This window comes from Mycobacterium sp. PTI7 (assembly GCF_056679845.1).
In genome coordinates this window covers 1840880-1859530 of sequence record NZ_CM155252.1, presented here as the reverse complement: position 1 = coordinate 1859530, position 18651 = coordinate 1840880, and the positions used below count along the sequence as shown (strand labels likewise).

The 18651-nt window shown below is 66.5% G+C and carries 12 protein-coding genes and 3 rRNA genes; all 15 read right to left on the bottom strand.

From position 1 onward, the window contains the following. Nucleotides 1-155: 155 nt before the first annotated feature. The 15 genes from xerD to tyrS all read right to left on the bottom strand — a co-directional run bounded on the left by xerD (nt 156) and on the right by tyrS (nt 18644). A complete protein-coding gene (gene xerD, locus AC1MEY_RS08930) occupies nt 156-1082 on the bottom strand; it encodes a site-specific tyrosine recombinase XerD (RefSeq protein ID WP_480231381.1) in 927 nt (308 codons plus the stop codon). 17 nt (nt 1083-1099) lie between these two features. Further along, nucleotides 1100-1714 (bottom strand): NUDIX domain-containing protein, encoded by a 615-nt coding sequence (locus tag AC1MEY_RS08925; RefSeq protein ID WP_480230297.1) that lies wholly within the window; start codon nt 1712-1714, stop codon nt 1100-1102. Then, nucleotides 1707-3446 carry a CTP synthase gene (locus tag AC1MEY_RS08920; RefSeq protein ID WP_480230296.1) on the bottom strand — a complete coding sequence of 580 codons (1740 nt, stop codon included), beginning with the start codon at nt 3444-3446 and terminating at the stop codon, nt 1707-1709. Before AC1MEY_RS08920 ends, AC1MEY_RS08925 begins: the two co-directional genes overlap by 8 nt. A gap of 127 nt (nt 3447-3573) precedes the next feature. Further along, on the bottom strand, nt 3574-4515 hold the full coding sequence (locus tag AC1MEY_RS08915) for a copper transporter (RefSeq protein WP_480230295.1): 942 nt from the start codon (nt 4513-4515) through the stop codon (nt 3574-3576). Nucleotides 4516-4564: 49 nt separating this feature from the next. Then, nucleotides 4565-5749 carry a putative cytokinetic ring protein SteA gene (steA, locus tag AC1MEY_RS08910; RefSeq protein ID WP_480230294.1) on the bottom strand — a complete coding sequence of 395 codons (1185 nt, stop codon included), beginning with the start codon at nt 5747-5749 and terminating at the stop codon, nt 4565-4567. Between the two features lie 125 nt (nt 5750-5874). After that, entirely contained in the window at nt 5875-7641 is a 1767-nt protein-coding gene (gene recN, locus AC1MEY_RS08905; protein ID WP_480231380.1) for a DNA repair protein RecN, read from the bottom strand. After that, the gene (locus AC1MEY_RS08900) at nt 7641-8564 is read right to left on the bottom strand and encodes an NAD kinase (protein ID WP_480230293.1); all 924 of its coding nucleotides are present in this window, start codon (nt 8562-8564) and stop codon (nt 7641-7643) included. Before AC1MEY_RS08900 ends, recN begins: the two co-directional genes overlap by 1 nt. Continuing rightward, the gene (locus AC1MEY_RS08895; RefSeq protein ID WP_480230292.1) at nt 8561-9367 is read right to left on the bottom strand and encodes a TlyA family RNA methyltransferase; all 807 of its coding nucleotides are present in this window, start codon (nt 9365-9367) and stop codon (nt 8561-8563) included. The genes AC1MEY_RS08900 and AC1MEY_RS08895 overlap by 4 nt, the downstream gene beginning before the upstream one ends. 6 nt (nt 9368-9373) lie before the next feature. Continuing rightward, nucleotides 9374-9574 carry a hypothetical protein gene (locus AC1MEY_RS08890; protein ID WP_480230291.1) on the bottom strand — a complete coding sequence of 67 codons (201 nt, stop codon included), beginning with the start codon at nt 9572-9574 and terminating at the stop codon, nt 9374-9376. Nucleotides 9575-9582: 8 nt separating this feature from the next. Continuing rightward, nucleotides 9583-10605 (bottom strand): HAD-IIA family hydrolase, encoded by a 1023-nt coding sequence (locus AC1MEY_RS08885; protein WP_480230290.1) that lies wholly within the window; start codon nt 10603-10605, stop codon nt 9583-9585. A 1-nt stretch (nt 10606) separates the two neighbouring features. Continuing rightward, a complete protein-coding gene (locus tag AC1MEY_RS08880; protein WP_480231379.1) occupies nt 10607-11428 on the bottom strand; it encodes a proline-rich domain-containing protein in 822 nt (273 codons plus the stop codon). A 179-nt stretch (nt 11429-11607) separates the two neighbouring features. Continuing rightward, a 5S ribosomal RNA gene (gene rrf, locus AC1MEY_RS08875) occupies nt 11608-11720 on the bottom strand. Nucleotides 11721-11869: 149 nt separating this feature from the next. Further along, nucleotides 11870-14995 (bottom strand): 23S ribosomal RNA (locus AC1MEY_RS08870). Nucleotides 14996-15455: 460 nt separating this feature from the next. Next, nucleotides 15456-16976 (bottom strand): 16S ribosomal RNA (locus AC1MEY_RS08865). The 16S, 23S and 5S rRNA genes sit together here, the layout of an rRNA operon. Before the next feature lie 384 nt (nt 16977-17360). Beyond that, a complete protein-coding gene (gene tyrS, locus AC1MEY_RS08860; RefSeq protein WP_480230289.1) occupies nt 17361-18644 on the bottom strand; it encodes a tyrosine--tRNA ligase in 1284 nt (427 codons plus the stop codon). Nucleotides 18645-18651 lie beyond the last annotated feature (7 nt).

The window sequence follows — 18651 nt, the reverse complement described above, 5'->3', positions numbered from 1 at the left end:
CGTCATGCGCGATCCGCTCCGCTTCTCGCTGGGGCGCTCGCGCGCGGCCCGACGCTGGTCAGGCAACCTCGGGGCATGGCGGACATCCGCACGAGTCTAACGGCGACGACGCGCCCGGAGAGCCAGACCCGCGGGCCCGACCCGGTCCGACGTGCCTACCGGGCCCTCGGATGGGCTCCGGCCCAGACCTCGCGCAGCGCACTCACCGTCACCAGCGTGTAGATCTGCGTCGTCGTGACCGACGCGTGCCCGAGCAGCTCCTGCACCACGCGGACGTCGGCCCCGCCCTCGAGCAGGTGCGTGGCGAAGGAGTGTCGCAGGGTGTGCGGCGACACCGCGGCGGTGATGCCGGCCCGCTGCGCCGAGTCCTGCAGGACCTGCCAGGCGCTCTGCCGGGACAGCCGGCCGCCGCGGGCGTTGAGGAAGATCGCCGGGGTGCCCGTGCCGCGACGGGCGAGGTCGGGTCGGCCGCGCACGAAGTAGGCGTTGAGCGCATTCACCGCGGGCCTGCCGATGGGCACCAGACGCTGCTTGCCGCCCTTGCCGCGCAGCAGCACCGACCGGGACTCCACGTCCACGTCGTCGACGTCGAGTCCCACACCCTCCGAGATGCGGGCCCCCGTCGAGTACAGGACCTCGAGCAGCGCCCGGTTCCGCAGGGACAGGGGTCCGTCGGCCTCGCCGTCGCCACCGGCGCCGTCGAGCAGCGCGAGCACCTCGTCCACCCCGAGGCTCTTGGGCAGTCGCCGACCGGGCGTCGGCGGCTTCACCGCGCGGGCGACGTCGACGTCGGTGAGGCCCTCGGCCGCGGCGAACTTGTGCAGTCCGCGCACCGCGATCAGCGCGCGGGCCGCCGACACCGCGGACAGCGCGGAGGCACCGGCATCGGGATCGCCCTTGCGCAGGGCGACCAGGAATTCGCTGACGTCGGTCTCGGTGATGTCGCGCAGGTCGTGGATCCCCCGCGACTCGAGGTGCGCGGCGTAGCGCCGCAGGTCGCGCCGGTAGGAACTCAGCGTGTTGGCCGCCACGCCACGCTCGATGACGAGGTGGTCGAGGTAGCCCTGCACCTGATCGTCCAGGACGGGCGCGACGGTCGTCACGACTGGCGGGCCCGGAACGCCGTCGACCGGTCCGGCCACGGCGCGTCGACGCCGCGCAGCGCGGTGACGTCCGTCGTGACGGATGCCGCCAGGATTCCGGCCACGGCAAGCGAATTGACGATCTCGCCTGCCAGCACCATGTCGACGGCAGTGCTCAGCGGAATCCGCTGCACGGTCAGGTCGGCTTCCTCGTCGTGTGCCTCGGGACGATCGACCTCGGTCAGGCCGGTCGCCAGGTAGAGCCGCACGCTCTCGTCGCTGAAGCCGGGCGCGGAGATGACGTCGGCCAGCACGTGCCAGGTGTCGGCGGCCAGACCGGCCTCCTCCTGGAGTTCACGGGCGGCGGTGAGATGCGGTGGCTCGTCCCCCATGTCGAGCAGGCCGGCGGGGAGTTCCCAGAGCCGCCGGTGAACGGGGTGGCGGTACTGCAGCACCATCACCACGTTGCGGTCGTCGTCGAGCGCGACGATGCCCACGGCGCCGTAGTGCTCGACGATCTCGCGGCGGGCGGTACCGCCCCCGGGCATCCGCACCTCGTCGGCGCGCAGCGCGAAGATCTTGCCGACGTGCAGCGTCTCGCTCGAGACGGTCTCGAAGTCGTGCTCAGCCACGGGCCGCGGACTCCTCGACGCGCTCGGCGGCGTTCGACCGCTGCTCGGCGATCTCCATCGGAAGCCGTTCGGCCGCCTTGTAGTCCAGCGCCGCACCGACGAACGCGGAGAACAGCGGGTGCGGACGGGTGGGTCGGCTCTTCAGCTCGGGATGCGCCTGGGTGCCGACGACGAACGGGTGCACGGCGGCGTCGTACTCGACGAACTCGACGAGGTGGCCGTCGGGCGAGGTTCCCGAGAACCGCAGGCCGCTCTCGGCGATCCGGTCCCGGTAGGCGTTGTTGACCTCGTAGCGGTGCCGGTGCCGCTCGGAGACGTCGGTGGACTGGTAGGCCTTCGCGACGATCGAGTCGGGCTCCAGGACGGCCGGGTACGCGCCGAGGCGCATGGTGCCGCCGAGGTCGGCCTCGCCGGCGACGATGTGCTCCTGGTCGGCCATGGTCGCGATCACCGGATCCTTGGTGTCGGGGTCGAACTCCGCCGAACTCGCCTCGGTCAGACCCACCGACCGGGCCGCCTCGATGACGATGCACTGCAGTCCGAGGCACAGGCCCAGCACCGGCACGCCCTGCCTGCGGGCGAAGGAGATGGCGCCGATCTTGCCCTCGATGCCGCGGATGCCGAAGCCGCCGGGGATGAGCACGCCGTGCACGTCGTTGAGGGCGGCCGCCGCGCTCGCGTCGGTCTCGCAGTCGTCGGACGCCACCCAGTGGATGTCGACCTTGGCGTGGTGCCAGAAGCCGCCGGCGCGCAGCGCCTCGGCCACCGACAGGTACGCGTCCGACAGGTCGATGTACTTGCCCACCAGCGCGATTCGCACCGTCTCGTTCGGCTCGTGCACCCGCTCCAGCAGGTCGTTCCACTGCGTCCAGTCGACGTCGCGGAACGGCAGGTTCAGCCGGCGGACCACGTAGGCGTCGAGTTCCTCGCGGTGCAGCACCTTCGGGATGTCGTAGATCGACGGCGCGTCGGGGGTCGAGATGACGCCGTCGATGTCCACGTCGCACATCAGGGCGATCTTGTTCTTCATCGGCTCGGGTACGTCCCGGTCGCAGCGCAGGATGAGCGCGTCCGGGGAGATGCCGATGCTGCGCAGGGCTGCGACCGAGTGCTGGGTGGGCTTGGTCTTCAGCTCGCCCGACGGCTTGAGGAAGGGCACCAGCGACACGTGCAGGAAGAAACAGTTGTCCCGGCCCACCTCGTGGCGCACCTGTCGCGCGGCCTCGAGGAACGGCAGCGACTCGATGTCGCCGACGGTGCCGCCGATCTCGGTGATCACCACGTCGGGGCGCGTGCCGTCGGCGTCCGGCTCGGCCATCGCGAGGATGCGGGCCTTGATCTCGTCGGTGATGTGCGGGATCACCTGCACCGTGTCGCCGAGGTACTCGCCGCGGCGTTCCTTGGCGATCACCGTCGAATACACCTGACCGGTGGTGACATTGGCCGACCCGGACAGGTTCCGGTCGAGGAACCGCTCGTAGTGGCCGACGTCCAGGTCGGTCTCGGCGCCGTCCTCGGTGACGAAGACCTCACCGTGCTGGAACGGGTTCATCGTCCCCGGGTCGACGTTGAGGTACGGGTCGAGCTTCTGCATCGTCACCTGCAGACCGCGTGCGGTGAGCAGCTGGCCGAGGCTGCTGGCCGTGAGCCCCTTGCCGAGTGACGACGCGACGCCACCACTCACGAAGAGGTGTTTGGTCGCGGTCTGTGGGTGCTTGCGTAGCGCTGGCAAGGCCTACCTCCGTGGCAACTGGGCAGGTCTTGGTTTCTACGCTGGAAGTCCAGCTCGGGGCCTGCCGACCCACGGAATCTCACCCTAACACCGACGCCGACACGGCGTGGCTGACGCGCCGTGGTCGCTACTGCGGAACGGTCACCGCGGTCGCGCCCTGACCGGTGCCGTACTGCCCCGGCCTGCCGCCGCTCGACAGGTCGGCCAGACCCAGCACCGCGGTCAGCCGGCCCGCCTGGGTGTCGGCGTCGTCGACGGTGGTCACCGCGCCGTTGAGCGCCGGATCCGATCGGACGACGGCGACGGCCGACGTTCCCGTCGCCGACCCGCTGCGCCCCGCGACCACCGTTCCGGTGCCGTGCGGCGCCATGGCGGCGGCGAGGCGTGCCACGGTGGCGCCCTGGTTGCCCGCGTCGTCGGCGAGGGGTCCGCCGGTGACGATGAGCGCGGTGTCGGCGGCGCCGATCCGCTGATCGCCGTAGGTGAGGAACCCGGTGTCGCGCAGGGTGGCGAGGACGGTGTCGCGCTGCGCGTCGTCGACGGCGGCGGACGCGGGGTCCTTGCCGCGCAGCAGCGAGATGCCCAGCAGGTCGCCGGCCTGGGAGCCCTGGTCGATCAGCGTCGTGCTCAGCTGGCGACCGGCGGGCACGATCGGCGAGTTCACCACCGACAGCAGCTTCTCGGCCGAGTTGGCGTCGACGAACTCCTGGGTCAGCGAGACGGTGCCGGTCACGGTGCCGCCGGACGCCCCGACGTAGCGGGTGAGTGCGTCGACGTCGTCGTCGGCGGCGTCGGGGGTGCGGAACACGACGACCGACTTGTCGGTGAACGCGTCGCGCAGGATCCGCGGCGACATCTGGGCGTCGAACTCCCCTGCCGCACTGAGCCGCTCGTTGAGGGCGTTCTTCTGGTCGGTGAGGTCGTCGATCTCGCTCTGCATCTCGTGCTTGTCGTCACGTAGACCCGACAGCAGCGTGTTCGAGAGCAGACCCGACCCCAGCATCACGCCGATGGCGAGTGCCAGGAACACCGCAGCGAGTGATATCGCATGCGATCGAAGGGAAATCACCGGGAGTCTCCTAGATTCGTCTCGTCACGCGGGCGCTCGTCGTCGCGGTCTAGGTGACGAAGCCCTGGACCCACAGCGTGAACTGGTCCCAGTACTCCGAGACCCACTGCAGGACTGCGGCGTCCGCGCGGGAGACCCACAGCGCCACGATCACCGCGACGAGCATCGCGAGCACCAGCAGGGCGATCGCGCCGCCCGAGATGCGGCTGCGGTACAGGGTGGCGACGGCCTTGGCGTCGACCAGCTTCTCGCCGACCTTGAGCCGGGTGAGGAACGTCGACGGGTTGCTGTGCTGACGCGTGCGATCGAAGAACTCCTCGATGCTGGCGCTGTGTCCGGCGGTCACGATCAGCGATGCGCCGTGGTGGTCGCAGAGCAGCAGCGCGAGGTCGGCCGCCGAACCGGCCGCCGGGAACGTCATTGCGCCGACGCCGAGGTCCTGGATGCGCTCGAGGCCCTTGGCGTGTCCGTCCGCGTCGGCGGGCAGCACCACCTGGGCGCCGGAGCGCAGCACCTCGACGCTCATGGTGTCGGGGTCGCCGACGATGAGCGCGGGCCGGTAGCCGGCCTTGCGCAGTACGTCGGCGCCGATCCCGACGCCGACGAGCACCGGCTGGTACTCCTTGATGAACGGCTTGAGCGCCTTCAGATCGTCGGCGGCGCAGGCACCTTCGGCGACGACCACCACGTGCCTGCGGCTGACGTCGACGTCGATGTCCGGGATGCCCATGCCGTCGATCAGCAGCGGGCTCTCGCTGCGGATGAACTCGATCGTGTTGCCGGCGAACGCCTCGAGGTGCGCCACCAGGCCGGTCTTCGCCTCGACCATGAGGTCGTGGATCTCGAGGTCGGTGCGTTCGTGGCCGAGCGCGAGGCGGCGGTCGCCGGTGTAGACGCCGCCGTTGTGCAGCCGGACGCGGGCGCCGTCCTTGATCTTCTTGAAGACCTCGGGGCCGGTCTCGTCGATCAGCATCACGCCGTTGGCGACGAGGACCTCGGGGCCGAGGTTGGGATAGCGGCCGGAGATCGACGGGGACGCGTTGACCACCGCGGCCACCTGCGCCTCGACGAGGGCGTCTGCGGTGATGCGGTCGAGGTCGAGCGCGTCCATCACCACGATGTCACCGGGCCCGACGCGGCGGAGCAGCCGATCGATGTCGCGGTCGACGCGGGCGGTACCTGTGACACCGGGGCGCGCGCCGGTGTTGCGGGAGAGCAGCGCTGACATCTTCATGCGGCCGATTCTGTCGGCCAACCCTCAACTACAGGTGGAGGCGCGCCGTAACACCAGTCACATGAGTTACATCGCGTCACATCTGCAACACGATTCGGCTGCCGTCCGGTGACGCCGTCGGTCGCTCACGCGTCCTGGCGTGACTCCTGACGGGCTGCCTCGAGGAGTTCCCGGGCGTGCGCCCGACCGCTGTCGGACTCCCCGAGACCGGCCAGCATCCGGGCCAGTTCGGCGACGCGGTCGTCGTCGTCGAGTCGGCGCACCTCGCTGGACTTCCCGCGACCGCGCGCACTGTCGACGATCAGGTGGGCATCGGCGTAGGCCGCCACCTGCGGCAGGTGGGTCACGACGATCACCTGGTGCGTCCTGGCCAGCCGGGCCAGCCGGCGGCCGATCTGCACGGCGGCCCGTCCGCCCACGCCGGCGTCGACCTCGTCGAACACCATCGTCGTGCCCTCCGCCGATGCGGCGAGGACCACCTCGAGCGCGAGCATCACCCGCGAGAGCTCGCCGCCCGAGGCGCTCTTCGCGAGCGGCAGGACGTCGGACCCAGAGTGCGGGGTGAAGCCGAACTCGACCGCGTCGACGCCGTCGTGGCCCGCGTGGACGGTGTCCCCGGCGGGCAGGACGAGGGGTGCGGTGTCGTCGGCCCGGGCGGGCAGCGCGGTCACGGTGATCGCGAAGCCGGCGCCCGCCATCGCGAGGCCCGCGAGTTCGGCGGTGACGGCCTTCGCGAGCGCCTTGGCGGCCTTGGTGCGGGCCTTGGTGATGACCGCCGCGGCGGTGACGACCGCCGACTCGAGGTCGGCCACCCGCGACGCGAGCGAGGCCAGCGCCTCCTCCGACACGTCGAGCTGGGCCAACCTGCCGCGCGCGTCGTCGGCCCAGGCGAGCACACCGGTGATGTCCGGGGCGTACTTGCGGGTCAGCGTCCGCAGCTCCGCCTGACGGCTCAGCTTGGTCTCCAGCGTGCTCGCGTCACTCGGCAGTTCGGCCAGGAAGTCGCCGAGCTCGGTGGAGACGTCGCCGATCACCGCCATGGCCTCGGTCAGCCGGTCGGCCAGCGTGCGGAGCGCGTCGTCGTCGGTGCCGGCCAGCGCCGCCTTCGCGTGACCCACGCCGTCGGCCGCCGACGACACGTCAGACGTCGGTTCGTCGAGCGAACCCGACAGCGCGGTGCGTGCCACCGACGCCGCCTCGCGGAGCGCGTCCAGTTCGGAGAGCCGCCGGATCTCCGCGACCAGTCCGTCGTCCTCGCCGGGTTGCGGTGCGAGCGTGTCGATCTCGTTCAGGCCGAACTGCAGGCGGTCGGCTTCCTGAGCCAGTTCGCGGGCGCGCTGGCGACGGTCGGTCAGGTCGCGGCGCGCGTCGAGCCACTGACTGCGGGCCTCCCGGTAGCGCCCGAGCGCCGACTGCACGTCGACGAACCGGTCGAGCGCCGCGAGCTGCTCCTCGGGCCGCATCAGCCGGAGCTGATCGTTCTGGCCGTGCAGCGCCAGCAGCTCGGTGGTGAAGGTGCCCAGCGACTTCGCGGGCACGCTGCGGCCACCGAGGTACGCCCGCGACGGTCCGTCACGGCTGACCGACCGCGCCGCGATGATGCTGCCGTCGTCGTCGCGTTCGGCACCCGACGAGTCGAGTACCTCGTCGATGCGGGTGGCCACCCGCGGGCCCAGGTCATCGGTGGTGAACCGGCCCTCGACGACGGCCCGCTCGGAGCCCGACCGCACCCGGGTGGCATCCGCCCGGGCGCCGCCCAGCAGGTGCAGACCGGTGACGACCATGGTCTTGCCGGTGCCGGTCTCCCCGGTGAGCACCGTCAACCCGCGGTCGAACTCGGCGGTGGCCGCGATGATGGCGCCGAGCGCCTCGATCCTGATCTCGGAGAGCACTACTGACCGCGCCACCCGGTGGTGGGCAACCGGAACTTGCGCACCAGACGATCGGTGAAGGGCGCGCTGTCCAGCCGGACCCACTTCAGCGGCGTACCGCAGCGGCGGACCTCCAGCCGTCCACCCGGCGGCACGACCATCTCGCGGCGGCCGTCGCAGAACACCATCGCGTCGTATCCCCCCGCCTCGGTCTCGATGGCGATCGACGCGTTGGGGCTCGTCACCATGGGACGGGCGAACAGCGCGTGCGCGTTGTTGGGCACCACCAGGATCGACTCGATGTCGGGCCACAGGATCGGTCCGCCGGCCGAGAAGGCGTAGGCCGTCGACCCGGTGGGCGTGGACACCAGCACGCCGTCGCAGCCGAACTCGGAGACCGGACGTCCGTCGACCTCGAGCACCACGCCCAGCACCCCGAGCCGGGGTCCCTTCTCCAGGCTGGCCTCGTTGAGCGCCCAGCCGCGGTGCACGATCTGCCCGTTGACGCGGACGGCGACGTCGAGCGTCATCCGCTCCTCGACGCTGTAGTCGCGCTTCACCACGTGGTCGAGCACGGAGTCGATCGCCTCGGCCTCGGCCTCGGCGAGGAAGCCGACCTTGCCGAGATTCACTCCGAGCACCGGGATCTCGACGTTGCGGGCCAACTCCGCGGCGCGCAGGAACGTGCCGTCGCCGCCGAGGACGAGCACCAGCTCGCAGCCCTCCGCGGCGCGTTCGTCGGCGTCGACGACCTCGATCTCGACGCCCAGCGCCCGCACGCCGTCGGGCGTCGACTGCGCCGAGCCGCGATCCACGGACTCGGCGGCGAGCACCCGCAGCGCGATGCCGTTGTCGCCGAGCACCTTCTCGACGCGACGCGTCGTCTCGTAGACGTCGTCGCGGCCGGTGTGTACCACCAGGAGCACGCATCGTTCGCTGGTCACTGTGGGCCCTCCACGACGGCGCGACGGACGGCGTCGTCGAGTGCGATGCCGTCCAGTGACTCCGGTGTGCGGGTCCGCAACCGGAGGAAGTACTCGACGTTGCCCGACGGTCCCGGCAACGGGCTGGCCGTCACGTCGGCCGCCGGCCAGCCTAGTTGGGCCGCCCGCCGTGCCACCGCTGTGACGGCGTCCACCCGCAGTTCCGGGTCGCTGACGACTCCGCCCGCTCCGACGCGGTCCTTCCCGACCTCGAACTGTGGCTTCACCATGGGAACGATATCGGCGTCGGCGGACGTGCACGACGTCAGCGCCGGAAGCACGGTCGCCAGCGAGATGAACGACAGGTCCGCGACCACGAGGTCCACGGGTCCACCGATGGCGTCCGGGGTGAGCGAACGCACGTTGGTGCGCTCGAGGACCTGGACTCTGTCGTCGGACCGCAGGGACCACGCCAGCTGGCCGTAGCCGACGTCGGCGGCCACCACCACGGACGCCCCCCGGTCGAGCAGCACCTCGGTGAACCCGCCGGTGGACGCGCCGGCATCGAGGCAGCGACGACCGGTGACGTCGATCCCGAAGGCGTCCAGTGCGCCGATCAACTTGTGTGCGCCCCGTGAGACCCACGTGCGCTCGTCGGCGGCCACCGTGAGACGGGCGTCGAGGGACACCGCCGTCGCGGGCTTGGCGGCGGGCATGCCGTCGATGCGGACCCGTCCCGCACCGATCAACTCCGCCGCCTGCTGCCGCGACCGGGCCAGGCCACGCCTGACCAGCTCGGCATCAACCCGGGCACGCCGCGTCACGTCGGGTCACCCGCGGTGCGTCGACGTGGCGACGCCGCCGCCCGCCTGGCCGTGCTCGACCGACTCGAGGGCCCGGACCAGGAGGTCGTTGGCCTGCTCGAGACGGGCTGCGATGACGTTCACGTCGGCGTCCGGCGCATCCGGTGCGGGCAGGCCTGCGAGCAACGCCTCGATCTCGTGGCGGATCTGGTCGGGCTCGGTAGTCATGTCGACGTTCACGCTAGCCGATCGGGGTCCGGCAGCAGCGACCACCGCTGCAGGGCATCGCGAGCCGTCGGGTCACCCGCGCCGATCGTGAAATCCGTGCCGTCGAGGTCCGCGTTCCACACCGCGTGTGCGGTCGCACGCACCACGCTCAACTCGTCGCCGGCGTCCGCACCGGCCGAGTGCACGGTCACCGAGGCATCATCCACGTCGATCCGCCACGCGGGATGCGGTGCGACGCGCAGGGCGTCCGCGTCGTCGTCGAGTGACCGCAGGTCCGCACCGACGTAGTCCGGTCGCTCGGCCGGGATGGCACGCACCATGTCGGCGGCAGTGCTCACGCCGGTGAGGACGAGCAGGCTCGGGAGGTCGGCGGCGGTGGCGCCCGCGATGTCGGTGTCCAGACGGTCACCCACCACCAGCGGCGTCCGGAAGTCGCCGCGGGCCAGCGCGTCCCGGAGCAGGGTCGGCGCGGGCTTGCCCGCCACCTGCGGATCCCGGTCGGTGGCGGTACGCAGCGCACCGACCATGGATCCGTTGCCGGGCAACAGTCCTCGCTCCGAGGGCAGGGTGCGGTCGACGTTCGCCGCTACCCACAGCGCTCCGGCACGGATGGCGAGCGCGGCCTCGGCGAGGATCGCCCACCCGGTGTCGGGTGAGTGACCCTGGACCACGGCGACCGGATCGTCGTCGAAGTTCCGGACCGGCTGCAGGCCCACGTTCGAGACTTCGGCGGCGAGGGAGTCGGTTCCGACGACGAGCACCTTGGCGCCGGGCTGGAGTTGGTCGGCGAGGAGTCGGGCTGCGCTCTGCGCGCTCGTCACCACGTCGTCGGCGGACGCGGTGAAGCCGAGTTCGCGGAGGTGCTCGGCGACGCCCTCGGGCGCGCGGGAGGCGTTGTTCGTGACGTAGAGGGTGCGGGCGCCGATCGACGCGAGGGTCGCCACGGATCCGACGGTGGCCTGACTCCCCCGGAACACCGTGCCGTCGAGGTCGAGGAGGAGACAGTCGTGGTCCTGTGCGAGCGTGCTCACCTCAGGAGAGTTCCGTGATGCGCTCTTCGGCATCGGTCTGGCCTTCGAGATCGGCCGCCGCGGCATTCATGAACCACTGCAACGCATCCGCGGTCCGGTTGAGCGACAGCAGCGTCTCGGCGTACACGTAGAACAGTCGCGCCGCGGTCAGTCCGGTGCGGGTGCGGTCAAGTGGCGGGCTCGACAACGCGGCGAGCGCCTGTTCGTGCTGACCGAGATCCGATCGGGCGCCGGCGATGACGATGCGCAACTCGTCGGCGTCGTCGCCGGTGAGTTCGGCCGCCTCGGCACTGCGTCCGAGTTCGATGGCCTTCTCCGGGCGGCCGACGCCGCGCTCGCAGTCGGCGATCAGGGGAAGGAGGGCGGACTTGCTGCCCATCCGGCGGGCGGCACGGAATTCGGCGAGCGCCTGTGACCAGTCACCGTAGTGATAGGCGGCGATGCCCACGGCTTCGCGGACGGCGGCGATGCGGCCGGCCCGGGTCCGTGCGGCCTGCGCATGCGCCAGCGCAGCCTCCGGATCTTCCTCGAGGAGGTCGCCGGCGGCCACCAGGTGGCGAGCGACGAAGTCGGCGGTCGACTTGTCGAGTGTGAGCAGCTCGCTGCGCACGTCGGGCGCGAGCTGTTTGGCCTCGATCTCGGGAGGGATTGGCGGACCGGACCTTTCGAAGTCCTGGTCGTCGCGCGGCTGAGTGCGTCGAGCACGGTCGGGCCCCGAGGAACGCGGTGCGTTCTGGCCGTTGCGTGCCGGCCGGCGGGGTCCGCCTCCAGTCGATGGTCGCTGTGATCGGCGATCGCCGCCACCATGCCTGTCCTCGGCCACGTTGCGCCTTCCTGATCTCGACACGTCGTCTCGCAAAGGATACGGGCTGGCTGAAGGTTCAGCGAAGACGAACGAATTCATACGACGTCGAATTCACCAAGTCGAATTCAATTCGTCCATTTACCCGATAAAGAGAATCACCCCCCCACAGTGAAGTGGGGGGGTGATTCCTAATGTGTGTTCGGCGGTGTCCTACTTTTCCACCCGTAGGGGTAGTATCATCGGCGCTGGTAGGCTTAGCTTCCGGGTTCGGGATGGGTCCGGGCGTTTCCCTGCCGCTATTACCGCCGTAACTCTATTTTATTGTCAGCCCCAATGGTTTTGGTGTTATTTGGTGGTGGGGTGTGGTCTGTTCGACTCATATGTGGATGCGTGGTTGCGTACGCGTGTTGTGGTGTGACTTACACGTTTTCTTTGAACCCCCGTGTGGGGGTGGTTGTTGTGTGTAAGTTTTCGGCCGGTTAGTGCCAGTTCCCTGCACCCATTGCTGGGCTTCTAGGTCTGGTCTATCAATCCCGTGGTCTGCGGGGGGCCTTATCCCACTTAATGGGTGAGAAGCCTGGTCTTGGAGGGGGTTTCCCGCTTAGATGCTTTCAGCGGTTATCCTGTCCGAACGTAGCTATCCAGCGGTGCCCCTGGTGGGACAACTGGTAGACCAGAGGTTCGTCCGTCCCGGTCCTCTCGTACTAGGGACAGGTTTCCTCAAGCTTCTGACGCGCGCGGCGGATAGAGACCGAACTGTCTCACGACGTTCTAAACCCAGCTCGCGTGCCGCTTTAATGGGCGAACAGCCCAACCCTTGGGACCTGCTCCAGCCCCAGGATGCGACGAGCCGACATCGAGGTGCCAAACCATCCCGTCGATATGGACTCTTGGGGAAGATCAGCCTGTTATCCCCGGGGTACCTTTTATCCGTTGAGCGACACCCCTTCCACTCGGGGGTGCCGGATCACTAGTCCCGACTTTCGTCCCTGCTCGACATGTACGTCTCGCAGTCAAGCTCCCTTGTGCACTTACACTCAACACCTGATTGCCGTCCAGGTTGAGGGAACCTTTGGGCGCCTCCGTTACTTTTTTGGAGGCAACCGCCCCAGTTAAACTACCCACCAGGCACTGTTCCTGAACCGGATATACGGTTCGAGGTTAGAAGCCCAATACGATCAGAGTGGTATTTCAACGATGACTCCACCCACACTGGCGTGCGGGTTTCACAGTCTCCCACCTATCCTACACAAACCGTACCGAGCGCCAATACCAAGTTGTAGTGAAGGTCCCGGGGTCTTTTCGTCCTGCCGCGCGTAACGAGCATCTTTACTCGTAGTGCAATTTCGCCGAGTCTATGGTTGAGACAGTTGAGAAGTCGTTACGCCATTCGTGCAGGTCGGAACTTACCCGACAAGGAATTTCGCTACCTTAGGATGGTTATAGTTACCACCGCCGTTTACTGGGGCTTAAATTCTCAGCTTCACACCCCGAAGGGCATTAACCGGTCCTCTTAACCTTCCAGCACCGGGCAGGCGTCAGTCCGTATACATCGTCTTGCGACTTCGCACGGACCTGTGTTTTTAGTAAACAGTCGCTTCTCACTGGTTTGTGCCACCCCCACCCGCCGGCCGCCGCTAGGGCATGGACGGTATAGGGGTCCCCCTTCTCCCGAAGTTACGGGGGTATTTTGCCGAGTTCCTTAACCATAGTTCACTCGTACGCCTTGGTATTCTCTACCTGACCACCTGTGTTGGTTTGGGGTACGGGCCGTGTCTGCACTCGCTAGAGGCTTTTCTTGGCAGCATAGGATCACCGAATTCGCCTCAATCGGCTATGCATCACCTCTCGGACTATGTGACATCCGGATTTGCCTAGATGTCGTCCTACGGGCTTGCCCCAGTATTACCACTGACTGGTACGGCTACCTTCCTGCGTCACCCCATCGCTTGACTACTACCAGCGAAGGTCCCGCGCAGCCCCACGTTCCCTCACACCCGAAGGTGATCGGTGAACGTGGTTTTGGGCGGTTAGTACCGCTGATTCATCACGGGCGCGCATACACGGGTACGGGAATATCAACCCGTTGTCCATCGACTACGCCTGTCGGCCTCGCCTTAGGTCCCGACTCACCCTGGGAGGACTGGCCTGGCCCAGGAACCCTTGGTCTTTCGGCGGGCAAGGTTCTCACTTGCCTTATCGCTACTCATGCCTGCATTCTCACTCCCACACCCTCCACAGCTCCATCACTAGGCTGCTTCATCGGTGTGCAGGACGCTCCCCTACCCATCCTTGCGGATGCCGCGGCTTCGGCGGTGTGCTTGAGCCCCGCTACATTATCGGCGCACAATCACTTGACCAGTGAGCTATTACGCACTCTTTCAAGGGTGGCTGCTTCTAAGCCAACCTCCTGGTTGTCTTCGCGACTGCACATCCTTTTCCACTTAGCACACGCTTAGGGGCCTTAGCCGGCGATCTGGGCTGTTTCCCTCTCGACGCACGGAGCTTATCCCCCGCCGTCTCACTGCCGCACTGTTGACTTACCGGCATTCGGAGTTTGGCTGACATCAGTAACCTTGTGAGGCCCATCCGCCATCCAGTAGCTCTACCTCCAGTAAGGACCATGCAACGCTGCACCTAAATGCATTTCGGGGAGAACCAGCTATCACGGAGTTTGATTGGCCTTTCACCCCTACCCACAACTCATCCCCTCAGTCTTCAACCTAAGTGGGTTCGGGCCTCCACAACATCTTACTGCTGCTTCACCCTGGCCATGGGTAGATCACTCCGCTTCGGGTCCAGAACACGCCACTACACCACACACTCTTGTGCGGATACGCCCTATTCAGACTCGCTTTCGCTGCGGCTACCCCACACGGGTTAACCTCGCGACATGTCCCTGACTCGCAGGCTCATTCTTCAAAAGGCACGCCATCACCCCACGACGAATCGAAGGCTCTGACGGCTTGTAGGCGCACGGTTTCAGGTACTATTTCACTCCCCTCCCGGGGTACTTTTCACCATTCCCTCACGGTACTAATCCGCTATCGGTCATCAGAAGGTATTCAGGCTTACCGGGTGGTCCCGGCAGATTCACAGCAGATTCCACGGGCCCGCTGCTACTCGGGAACACCACACAAGGCAGACGTCGGGTTTTCACGTACCGGGCTCTCACCGTCTACGGCAGGCCATCCCAAGCCACTTCCGCTAACCACGACATTTTCTCACTGCCCTCCAGTCGGATAGAACTGGAAACATGGGTCCCACAACCCCGCACACACAACCCCTACCCGGTATCACATGCATGCGGTTTAGCCATCCTCCGCTTTCGCTCGCCACTACTCACGGAATCACTTTTGTTTTCTCTTCCTACGGGTACTGAGATGTTTCACTTCCCCGCGTTACCTCCCGCACCCTATGTATTCAGGTACGGGTAACACGACATCACTCGTGCTGGGTTTCCCCATTCGGACATCCTCGGATCAACGCTCGGTTGGCAGCTCCCCGAGGCATATCGCAGCCTCCCACGTCCTTCATCGGCCTCTGATGCCAAGGCATCCACCATGCGCCCTTAAACACTTACAAAGCACAAAACCATAAACAAAGAAAAAATCACACCACAACAAGCCACCACACAGGCGGGGGGCGCCATCCCGAAAGACGGACGTCCCCTCCACGCATGCCAGCTTGATGCTCGCAACCACTATCCACGAATCAAACACCACACCCCACCACCAAAACCTGGGGCAACAACCAAACCACCCGCATCCCTGCGAGCCGGCGCCCCGACCCCACCCCCACACCCTCCCCACACTGGGGACGATGCATTCGGGGTGGCGTACACGCGCCGCGGGCTTGTTGTCTCAAAGCCCAATAGTGTGTTCAGTGATTTCATCGCGGGCCGGCATTTCCCCACCGGTACCCGCATGTCTGCCATGTGCACCAGACCCCCACCCACTACAGGCGAGAGGCCATCCAACGAATCGCCCGGTGCACCGAACCCCCACACGATGTGGGCGGGACCGAGTCTCGTGGTGCTCCTTAGAAAGGAGGTGATCCAGCCGCACCTTCCGGTACGGCTACCTTGTTACGACTTCGTCCCAATCGCCGATCCCACCTTCGACGGCTCCCTCCCACAAGGGGTTAGGCCACCGGCTTCGGGTGTTACCGACTTTCATGACGTGACGGGCGGTGTGTACAAGGCCCGGGAACGTATTCACCGCAGCGTTGCTGATCTGCGATTACTAGCGACTCCGACTTCACGGGGTCGAGTTGCAGACCCCGATCCGAACTGAGACCGGCTTTGAAGGGATTCGCTCCACCTTACGGATTCGCAGCCCTCTGTACCGGCCATTGTAGCATGTGTGAAGCCCTGGACATAAGGGGCATGATGACTTGACGTCATCCCCACCTTCCTCCGAGTTGACCCCGGCAGTCTCTTACGAGTCCCCGCCATGACGCGCTGGCAACATAAGATAGGGGTTGCGCTCGTTGCGGGACTTAACCCAACATCTCACGACACGAGCTGACGACAGCCATGCACCACCTGCACACAGGCCACAAGGGAACCGACATCTCTGCCGGCGTCCTGTGCATGTCAAACCCAGGTAAGGTTCTTCGCGTTGCATCGAATTAATCCACATGCTCCGCCGCTTGTGCGGGCCCCCGTCAATTTCTTTGAGTTTTAGCCTTGCGGCCGTACTCCCCAGGCGGGGTACTTAATGCGTTAGCTACGGCACGGATCCCAAGGAAGGAAACCCACACCTAGTACCCACCGTTTACGGCGTGGACTACCAGGGTATCTAATCCTGTTCGCTCCCCACGCTTTCGCTCCTCAGCGTCAGTTACTGCCCAGAGACCCGCCTTCGCCACCGGTGTTCCTCCTGATATCTGCGCATTCCACCGCTACACCAGGAATTCCAGTCTCCCCTGCAGTACTCAAGTCTGCCCGTATCGCCCGCACGCCCACAGTTAAGCTGTGAGTTTTCACGAACAACGCGACAAACCACCTACGAGCTCTTTACGCCCAGTAATTCCGGACAACGCTCGGACCCTACGTATTACCGCGGCTGCTGGCACGTAGTTGGCCGGTCCTTCTTCTGCACATACCGTCACTTGCGCTTCGTCTGTGCTGAAAGGAGTTTACAACCCGAAGGCCGTCATCCCCCACGCGGCGTCGCTGCATCAGGCTTGCGCCCATTGTGCAATATTCCCCACTGCTGCCTCCCGTAGGAGTCTGGGCCGTATCTCAGTCCCAGTGTGGCCGGTCACCCTCTCAGGCCGGCTACCCGTCGTCGCCTTGGTGAGCCGTAACCTCACCAACAAGCTGATAGGCCGCGGGCCCATCCCACACCGCAAAAGCTTTCCCCCACCAACCATGCAGTCAATGAGGTGTATTCGGTATTAGACCCAGTTTCCCAGGCTTATCCCAAAGTGCAGGGCAGATCACCCACGTGTTACTCACCCGTTCGCCACTCGAGTACCCCGAAGGGCCTTTCCGTTCGACTTGCATGTGTTAAGCACGCCGCCAGCGTTCGTCCTGAGCCAGAATCAAACTCTCCAAACAAAAACAACCCAACCCGAAGATCAGGTGCATCCGAATCAGAAAAATCCGATCACAAAACCAGAACACCAAAACTGGCATCCCAAAAACATCACACCCCTAAACGGGAAAAAAAGGGCATGACCAAACAACAAACAAAAACCACCAAACACACTATTGAGTTCTCAAACAACACACCCGCTCCGACCGCGCACAAACCCCGCGGCGAAAAGCCGCTGAATCGTACTGCGGGCGGATGAGGACCCTCACCGAAGTGCGGGTTTCCCTCTGGGAGTCTGCCGCGCTCCCCGGTCCGAAGTCCGTGTCGCGGCGACTTGGAATAAGTTACGTCAGTGGAAACACGGAGTCAAATCCGCTGGTGAGACGTACTTTTCCTCGCCGTTGTCCCTAGTCAACGCGTCGGACGCCCGCGATGTTCCGCTTGCCACGCCGCACCACGAGCCAGGAGCCGTGCAGGAAGTCGGCATCGGCCGGCGTCCACTCGTCGCTCTCGATCCTCGTGTTGTTGACGTAGACGCCGCCCTCGGCGACGGTCCGTCGCGCCGCTCCCCTGCTCGCGGAGAGTCCGGTGGCCACCAACAGGTCGGTGATCGCATCGTCCCCACCCGGCGCCAGCTCGGCGACCTGGGCGTTGCCGGCCTCCCGCAGCGCTGCGCCCAGCGTCGACTCGTCGAGGTCGGTGAGTTCCCCTCGCCCGAACAGCGCCTGGCTCGCCAGCTCCACGGCGTCGGTCGCCGCTTGTCCGTGCACCAGCGTGGTCAGCTCGCGAGCGAGTCGACGCTGACCCGCGCGTTCGTGTGGCCGCGCCCGGGTCGCCTCGTCGAGGTCGTCCACCTCTTCGCGGGAGAGGAACGTGAACCACTTCAGGTAGGGCACCACGTCGGCGTCCGCGGTGTTCACGAAGTACTGGTACCAGGCGTACGGGCTCGTCATCTCCGGATCCAGCCAGAGGTTCCCACCGCCGGTCGACTTGCCGAACTTCCTGCCCTCGGAGTCCGTGACCAGCGGTGTCGTCATCGCGTGGACGGTCGCGCCCGCCTTCTGGCGCACCAACCGTGCGCCGGCGACGATGTTCCCCCACTGGTCGGATCCACCGATCTGGAGGGCGCAGCCGAACCGTCGATGCAACTCCACGTAGTCGTTGGACTGCAGCAGCATGTAGCTGAACTCGGTGTAGGACATGCCATCACCCTCGAGTCGACGGCGCACGGTGTCGCGGTCGAGCATCACGTTGACCGAGAAGTACTTGCCGACGTCGCGGAGGAACTCGATGGCCGACAGCTCACTTGTCCAGGTGAGGTTGTTCTGGACTACGGCGCCGGTGGGCGACTCGTCGAATTCGACGAACCGCTCGAGCTGGCCCCGGATGCGCGACGCCCAGTCGGCGACGGTGTCCGCGGTGTTCAGCGTCCGCTCGCCGGTCTCGCGCGGGTCGCCGATCATGCCGGTGGCGCCGCCGGCGAGGACAATCGGACGGTGGCCGGCCTGCTGGAATCGACGCAACACCAGCAGCGGAACGAGGTGTCCGGCGTGCAGGCTCGGCGCCGTCGGGTCGAAGCCCGAGTAGAGGGTCAGCGGACCGCCGGCGAGGTCCGCTGCCAGCGCCTCTCGATCCGTCGACTGCGCGATCAGGCCGCGCCAATCCAATTCGGCGAGGATGTCGTTACCCATGCGTCGA